General features: G+C 70.9%; 7 protein-coding genes. 3 read left to right on the top strand and 4 right to left on the bottom strand.

All coding sequences use genetic code 11. The features are described from left to right. Positions 1-70 precede the first annotated feature (70 nt). Positions 71-316 (top strand): HNH endonuclease signature motif containing protein, encoded by a 246-nt coding sequence (locus tag OQ02_RS43380; RefSeq protein ID WP_081916276.1) that lies wholly within the window; start codon positions 71-73, stop codon positions 314-316. Positions 317-347: 31 nt separating this feature from the next. Here the strand turns inward: OQ02_RS43380 and OQ02_RS45335 are convergent, their stop codons facing one another. Together OQ02_RS45335 and OQ02_RS38930 are read right to left on the bottom strand one after the other, a co-directional pair. Then, complete coding sequence (locus OQ02_RS45335; RefSeq protein ID WP_197043714.1) at positions 348-662, bottom strand: hypothetical protein; 315 nt, start codon at positions 660-662, stop codon at positions 348-350. Positions 663-885: 223 nt separating this feature from the next. Beyond that, positions 886-1782 (bottom strand): RICIN domain-containing protein, encoded by an 897-nt coding sequence (locus tag OQ02_RS38930; protein WP_063747239.1) that lies wholly within the window; start codon positions 1780-1782, stop codon positions 886-888. A gap of 151 nt (positions 1783-1933) precedes the next feature. Here OQ02_RS38930 and OQ02_RS43375 point away from each other — a divergent pair, with 151 nt between their 5' ends. Further along, positions 1934-2767 carry an AfsR/SARP family transcriptional regulator gene (locus OQ02_RS43375; protein ID WP_081916275.1) on the top strand — a complete coding sequence of 278 codons (834 nt, stop codon included), beginning with the start codon at positions 1934-1936 and terminating at the stop codon, positions 2765-2767. On the opposite strand, the gene OQ02_RS38925 is transcribed toward OQ02_RS43375, so the two are convergent. Further along, positions 2653-3762 carry a right-handed parallel beta-helix repeat-containing protein gene (locus tag OQ02_RS38925; RefSeq protein ID WP_231500443.1) on the bottom strand — a complete coding sequence of 370 codons (1110 nt, stop codon included), beginning with the start codon at positions 3760-3762 and terminating at the stop codon, positions 2653-2655. The genes OQ02_RS43375 and OQ02_RS38925 overlap by 115 nt on opposite strands. An 87-nt stretch (positions 3763-3849) precedes the next feature. Between OQ02_RS38925 and OQ02_RS38920 the strand changes: the two genes are divergently transcribed. Continuing rightward, positions 3850-5652, top strand: coding sequence for a S9 family peptidase (locus OQ02_RS38920; protein ID WP_033443707.1), 1803 nt, complete (start codon positions 3850-3852; stop codon positions 5650-5652). 129 nt (positions 5653-5781) lie between these two features. Here the strand turns inward: OQ02_RS38920 and OQ02_RS38915 are convergent. Then, positions 5782-6028, bottom strand: a 247-nt coding sequence (locus OQ02_RS38915) for an endo-1,4-beta-xylanase (RefSeq protein ID WP_033443706.1), incomplete at its 5' end; no start/stop codon positions are given.

Genomic DNA, 6028 nt, shown 5'->3' with positions numbered 1-6028 from the left:
CGTCCGGTTCGGCGGGCGGCCTTGGGAAACGCTCCCGAGGAAACTCGGGTGGCGCGCCCAAGGTCGACCCATCTGTTCCCGACCGCCGAAATGGTGCGATGCGCACCACGTCACATTCTGGGCGGACGGAGGTGCCACAGATCTGGACAACCTTGTTCTCCTGTGTCGCACGCATCATTCCCTGGTGCACCACTCGCGCTGGCGGATCACGATGACCGGTGGTGTTCCGGCATTCATTCCGCCGCGTCACGTCGACCCCGCCCAAAGGCCCAGGCAGAATCTGCTCCACCGACCACAGATGCCCATCGCGGCCTGAACACCCGGTGGTCCAGGCGATGCTCGCCGTCTCAGCGGCCGGTGACGGCGGGTGGTGCCCAGCGGCTCAGGAACGGGTCCGCCAGGGTGGTGAGCGGGCCGCAGAGCGTCTGCCCATGATCGGCGAACAGGTCGTCGCGCGAGGGGAACCGCCCGAGGTCGGTGAGCACGGTCGCGGACAGGTCGCAGGCCGACGGCGTCCCCGGCGAGCAGGTCAGGCCGTCCCAGTCCACCGCCACCCGGAACTCCGGCCACGCCAGGAGGACCCGCGCCGGCACGAGGAACGGCACCCGGCGGAACCTCGGATACCAGAACCGCCCGTCGACCACGAGTCCCGCTGGCTGCACGACCCCCTTCCCCGGCTGAGGGTGCGCGAAATCGGCTGCGCGTCATCCACCGCGTACACGGGTCGCACCGTGGTCGCGACGAGTTGGTGCGCCGCCCTCAACGCGGTGACGGGGTCGCTGTCCCAGAACGGTGGGACCCGTTCCGCCAGCGACCGGACCAGTGGGTGATCCCAGTCGAGGATCGGTGTCGCGTCGACACCGCCGTCCACCGCTTCGGAATCCTTCAGCGTCCGACCGGTTCCAGCAGGAACTCCTGGTCCGCCTGGCCCGAGCACGTGGTCTGCGCCAGTTCGGCTCCGGCGTCGACGTCGGCGGGGCCGGACAGCAGGCCGACGCACTTGCCGCTGTGCACCGGGCGCACCGTGAACCCGTTCGGCACGGGGATGCGCACGGGTTCCAGCAGGAACCGCTGGTGCGCGGCCGAGTTGCAGTCGGTCGGCCCGAGCAGCGTCTCATCGTCCAGGGACGCCCCGTCCACCGACAGGCAGCCCCAGCCCTCCTGCGGGTGCCTCCACTTGATCAGGAAGACGCCCGAGCCGACGGCCTCCAGGTAGGTGTCCGGCACCACGCCCTCGCACGGTCGCTGCACGGCCAGCGGGCGGTTGGTCCGCCCGTTGCGTTCGCGGCCCTCTCCCACGCACAGGTCGCGGTCCGCGGTGTGGGCCGGGCGGATCAGGTACCGGCCGTCGGCGGGGAGTGGCTCCAGGTCCGAGGGCTGTACCAGCAGCACGACGCCCGTGGCGGCCACGAGCACCGCCGCCGCGCCGACCGCCCACCACTTCCAGCGCCTGCGCGGAGTCGGCGGGGGCGGTGGCTCCTCGACGTCCGGCGTCTGCACGGCTAATCGCCGGCGTGCCGCCGACCAGCGCTCGACGTCCTGCTCGGCCAGCCCGCAACCCCGGACGAACGCGGACACCAGCGACTCCCTGGGCAGGGTGTCGCGGTTGAGCATCGTCGCCGTCGTGCTGGACGGCAGGACATCGCCGTTCGCCCGTGCCTTCGCCTCCAGCTGCCGGTAGGTCAACCCGGACCACAGCCGCAGCCGCTTCATCGACGCGATGAACTCCGCCGCCGTCGCCGAGTCCTCTGGCCGTGGTGGCGAATCATCCTGCTGCGTCACATCCCCATGATGCCGGCGTAACCCTCCGCGTCCACCGCCGTTTCCGCGCGGAACCCGTTGACCTGCACGAACAAACTCGAACAGATCCGAACAGCCGTACGGCACCCGGCGGTGCTAGACCGTAAGTCACCGACGACGGGGGAGGTTCGCGGTGGGGGTTGAAGTCCGACTGCTCGGTGCGGTCGACGTGCTCGTGAACGGAGTGCCGACGAGTTTGGGGCACGCACGGCAGCGCTGCGTGCTGGCGGCGTTGGCGGTCGACGCCAACGATCCGGTGGGCTACGACAAGCTGGTGTTCCGGGTGTGGGGTGTGACGCCACCACGTCGGCCGCTCGCGGCCCTGTACAGCTACCTGCACCGACTGCGGCAGGCGCTGGCCGGTGCGGGTGGCGTGGAACTGGTGCGGCGTCCGGGTTCCTACCAGCTGGTCGTCGACCCGGAGCTGGTGGACCTGCACCGGTTCCAGCGGTTGATCAAGGCGGCGCGCCGGGAAGCGGACGACGCGAGACGCGTCGAGCTGCACGAGCAGGCGTTGTCGTTGTGGCGAGGTGAGCCGTTCGCGGGGTTGACGACCGCGTGGCTGGACGTGACGCGGGTGGCGCTCGTCCAGCAGCGGCACCTCGCGGAGGTCGAGCACGTGGACGCCGCGCTGCGGTTGGGCCGCTACCACGACGTGGTGACGGGGCTGTTCGAGCGCGCGGCGGCGCACCCGTTCGACGAGTGCGTCACCGCGCAGCTCGTGATCGCCCTGCACGGGGTGGGCCGCACGGCCGAAGCTCTCTCGGTCCACCGGCGGATGTGCCGTCGCCTCGCCGAGGAGTTGGGCACGGGCCCCGGCGAGGCGTTGCGCGCCGCTCACCGGCGCGTGCTTCAGGCGCCCGAGGTGACCGTCACCCCGGCGCTGGTGCGGCGCGGCGTGGTCACGCCCGTCACCAGGTTGCCGGTCGAGGTGACCGCCAATCCGGCACCCGGTCCGCGCTGGTAGTCCAAGCCGACGCCGGACCCGTTGCCGCGCAGGGTGTTGCCGATGACGGCGAGGTTGCCGGTCCCGTAGTTCACCCGCGTTTCCAGGAAGGTGCCCGTGCCGCCGGAGAAGTCGAACACCCGGTTGCCGGAGACGGTCGAGGCCGCTTCGCCCTGGATCGACAGCCGGATGCCGGACTCGCCGAAGTCCTCCAGGTAGTTGTCCGTGATGGAGGACCCGAACAGCCGGTCGGCCCACAGGGCGACGCGGCCGACCCCGTACACGTGGTTGCCTCGGACGAGCCAGCCGGCGGCGTTGTCCAGGCCGATGCCGTCGGTGCCGGAGTCGCCGATCCAGTTGTCCAGCAGCTGCCAGTCGGTGACCGAGTTGCCGGTGTCCTCCACGTGCACGCCGCGTCCGCCCGAGTTGTCGATGTGACTGCCCACGATCCGCCCGTTGACCTGGGTGTTGGCCAACGCGACCCCGCCGGCCGACAGGTTCGTGACCCGGATGCCGTGCCGGTTGGCGTCCCGCACGGAGACGTCCTCGACCACCGACTGCCACGACCGCAGCACGAGCGCGTCACCGGCGGACGGGTTGGTGGACCGCTCGGCCATCAGGGTCAGCGACCGGACGGTCACCGGGTCACCCGTCCACGGCACGTCGTCCAGGTAGCTGTCGCTGGCGAGCATGGCGTCCAGGTTCGCCCCCGGAGCCTGCCGGATGACCGCACCGGTGCGGGACGAGCCCTTCAACGTCCGGTCGCCCACCAGTCGCACCGTGCCGTCGATCAGGCAGGTGCCGGTCAGCACCACCTCGCCGCCGGGCGCGCTGCCGCTGATGGCGGCGTTGATCCGCTCGTCGTCCCCCGTGTCGTTGGAGCACACCAAAGCGACCCGATCGTCGCCCCAGGCCCGCCCGCCCGCCAGCAGGACGCACAGCAACGCCACCACCAGCGCTGACCGGGTCAGCGCGGTACTGCGCGCCACACCCGCGAACTTCAGCCTGCCGCTCACGAAAACCTCCCTTGATCACCGTGTGGCGCAGTGTCGGCGGTCGGTGTTGAGGAAAACTGGAACGGCAGACCAGACTCAGGGGGGACCATGACCGATTACCCGGAGTTCGCGCCGATCCGGCGCTTCCGCTCCAACCTCGCGCTGTCGCCGGACGGCGCGTCCGTGGCGTACGCCGCCAATCCCGACGGGCCGCACAACCTGTACGTCACACCGGTATCCGGTGGTCCGGCCCGCCGGATCACCGACTACACCGAGAACTCGGTGCGGCAGGTCGCGTGGTCGCCGGACGGCCGGAGCCTGCTGTACACCGCCGACTTCCAGGGCGACGAGCAGTTCCAGCTGTACTTGGTCGACGCCGCCGGTGGCATCCCGCGACGACTGACCGACACCGTGGACCGCCAGCACGTGCTCGGGTCGACCATCGACGACTTCCGCGACGTCGCGCCGTTCACGCCGGACGGCCGGAGCGTGGTCTACGCGGGCAACGACCGGGACGCCGCCGTGCAGGACGTGCTGGTCCAAGACCTGGAAACCGGTGCCGTCCGCCGGGTCGAGTCCGTCGCGGGCACGAGGCTGCACGCGGTGTCGGTGTCACCGGACGGCCGTTGGCTGCTCACGTCCGGCATGCACAGCATCGCCGACACCGACCTCGGTCTCGTCGACTTGCACGACCCGGACGCGCCGCTGCGGGTCGTGACACCGCACGAGGACAAGCGGCTGCACATCGCGGGACCATGGACCGATTCCGGGTTCCTCGTGCTGCACAACGCGGATCGGGAGTTCCTGGCGCTGGGCTGGTGCTCGACGGCGACCGGTGCGATCACGGACCTCGTGACGCCGCCGTGGGACGTCGAGCAGGTGGCGGCCTCCGGTCCGGTACGGGCGTGGACCGTGAACGAGGACGGCATCTCGCGGCTGGTCGTGCAGCGGGACGGCGAGCCGGTGGCGTTGCCCGAGCTGCCCGCCGGGGTGATCACCTCGCTGGCCGTGGCGGGTGACGTGCTGACGTTCCTGCTCGCGACCGGCAGCCGGCCGACGGAGGTCGTCGCGCTCGACCTGACCACGAACGAGGTGCGCTACCTGACGTCCGGCGCGCCCTCGGTGGCGTGCGTCGAGCCGCAACTGGTGCGCTACCCGACGCACGACGGCCGCGAGGTTCCCGCTTGGCTGTACCGGCCGCACGGTGACGGCGTCCACGGTGTGGTGCTGTCCATCCACGGCGGGCCGGAAGCCCAGGAACGGCCGCAGTACAACTACTCCGGGCTGTACCAGTACCTGGTCTCGCGGGGTATCGCGGTGCTCGCGCCGAACGTGCGCGGCTCGACCGGGTACGGCAAGACCTACCAGCGGCTGATCGTGCACGACTACGGCGGCGACGAGCTGGGCGACTTCGAGTGCGCGGTGGCGTACTTGCGCGGTCTGGACTGGGTCGACCCGGCTCGGATCGGCGTGTGGGGCGCGTCGTACGGCGGTTTCGCCGCGCTGTCCTGCCTGTCCCGGCTGCCTTCGCTGTGGGCGGCGGGGGTGTCGATCGTCGGCCCGTCGAACCTGCTCACGATGGTCCGGTCGGTGCCCGAGACGTGGCGCGCCTCGATGGCGGAGAAGGTGGGCGACCCGGACACCGAGGCCGACTTCCTGCTGGCACGGTCACCGGTCACGCACGCCGACGCGATCACCGCTCCGCTGTTCGTGATCCAGGGCGCCAACGACCCGCGCGTGGTGAAGGCGGAGAGCGACCAGATCGTCGCCGCTTTGCGCGCGCGTGGCGTCGAGGTGCGCTACGACGTGTACGAAGACGAGGGGCACGGTTTCACCGTCCGGGCGAACGAGGTGCGGGTCATGGGTGACACGGCCGCCTTCCTGGTGGCCCACCTGGGTGGCACGGTCTGACGTAAGCGCGAATAAGGGGGAGGTCCGGGCTGTCCCGGACCTCCCCTGTGCGTCACCGGGCCGTCAGCCGGCGCGGCAGGTCAGCCTGGGCCGCGACGGTGACGACCCAGTCGTCGGTGCCCGGCACGGTCACCTGGCCGTTGAAGTGGTGGTGGTCGTGGTCATCGGAGTGGTGGACGTCGTCGACGTGCCGCCGCTGTTGAGGACGTTGAGGGTGGAGGTGTAGGCGGCCTTCTTGTTGCCCGAGCCGTCGAACAGCAGCGGGGTGCCCGAGGCGCGCCACGAGTCGGTGTCCCGGATGCCCCACACCGTGATGCCGGCGCAGCGCGCCACGGCCAGGCAGGCCTTCACCACGCGCTCGTAGTTCGACGCCTGC

Source organism: Saccharothrix sp. NRRL B-16314 (genome assembly GCF_000716595.1).
GTDB lineage: Bacteria > Actinomycetota > Actinomycetes > Mycobacteriales > Pseudonocardiaceae > Actinosynnema.
The sequence above is the reverse complement of the archived record's forward strand: the minus strand, read 5'-3'. Positions and strand labels throughout refer to the sequence as shown.

Coding starts and splice junctions, on each gene's coding strand:
- OQ02_RS38920 (WP_033443707.1), top strand. CDS start 3,850: ATGACCGATTACCCGGAGTTCGCGCCGATCCGGCGCTTCCGCTCCAAC.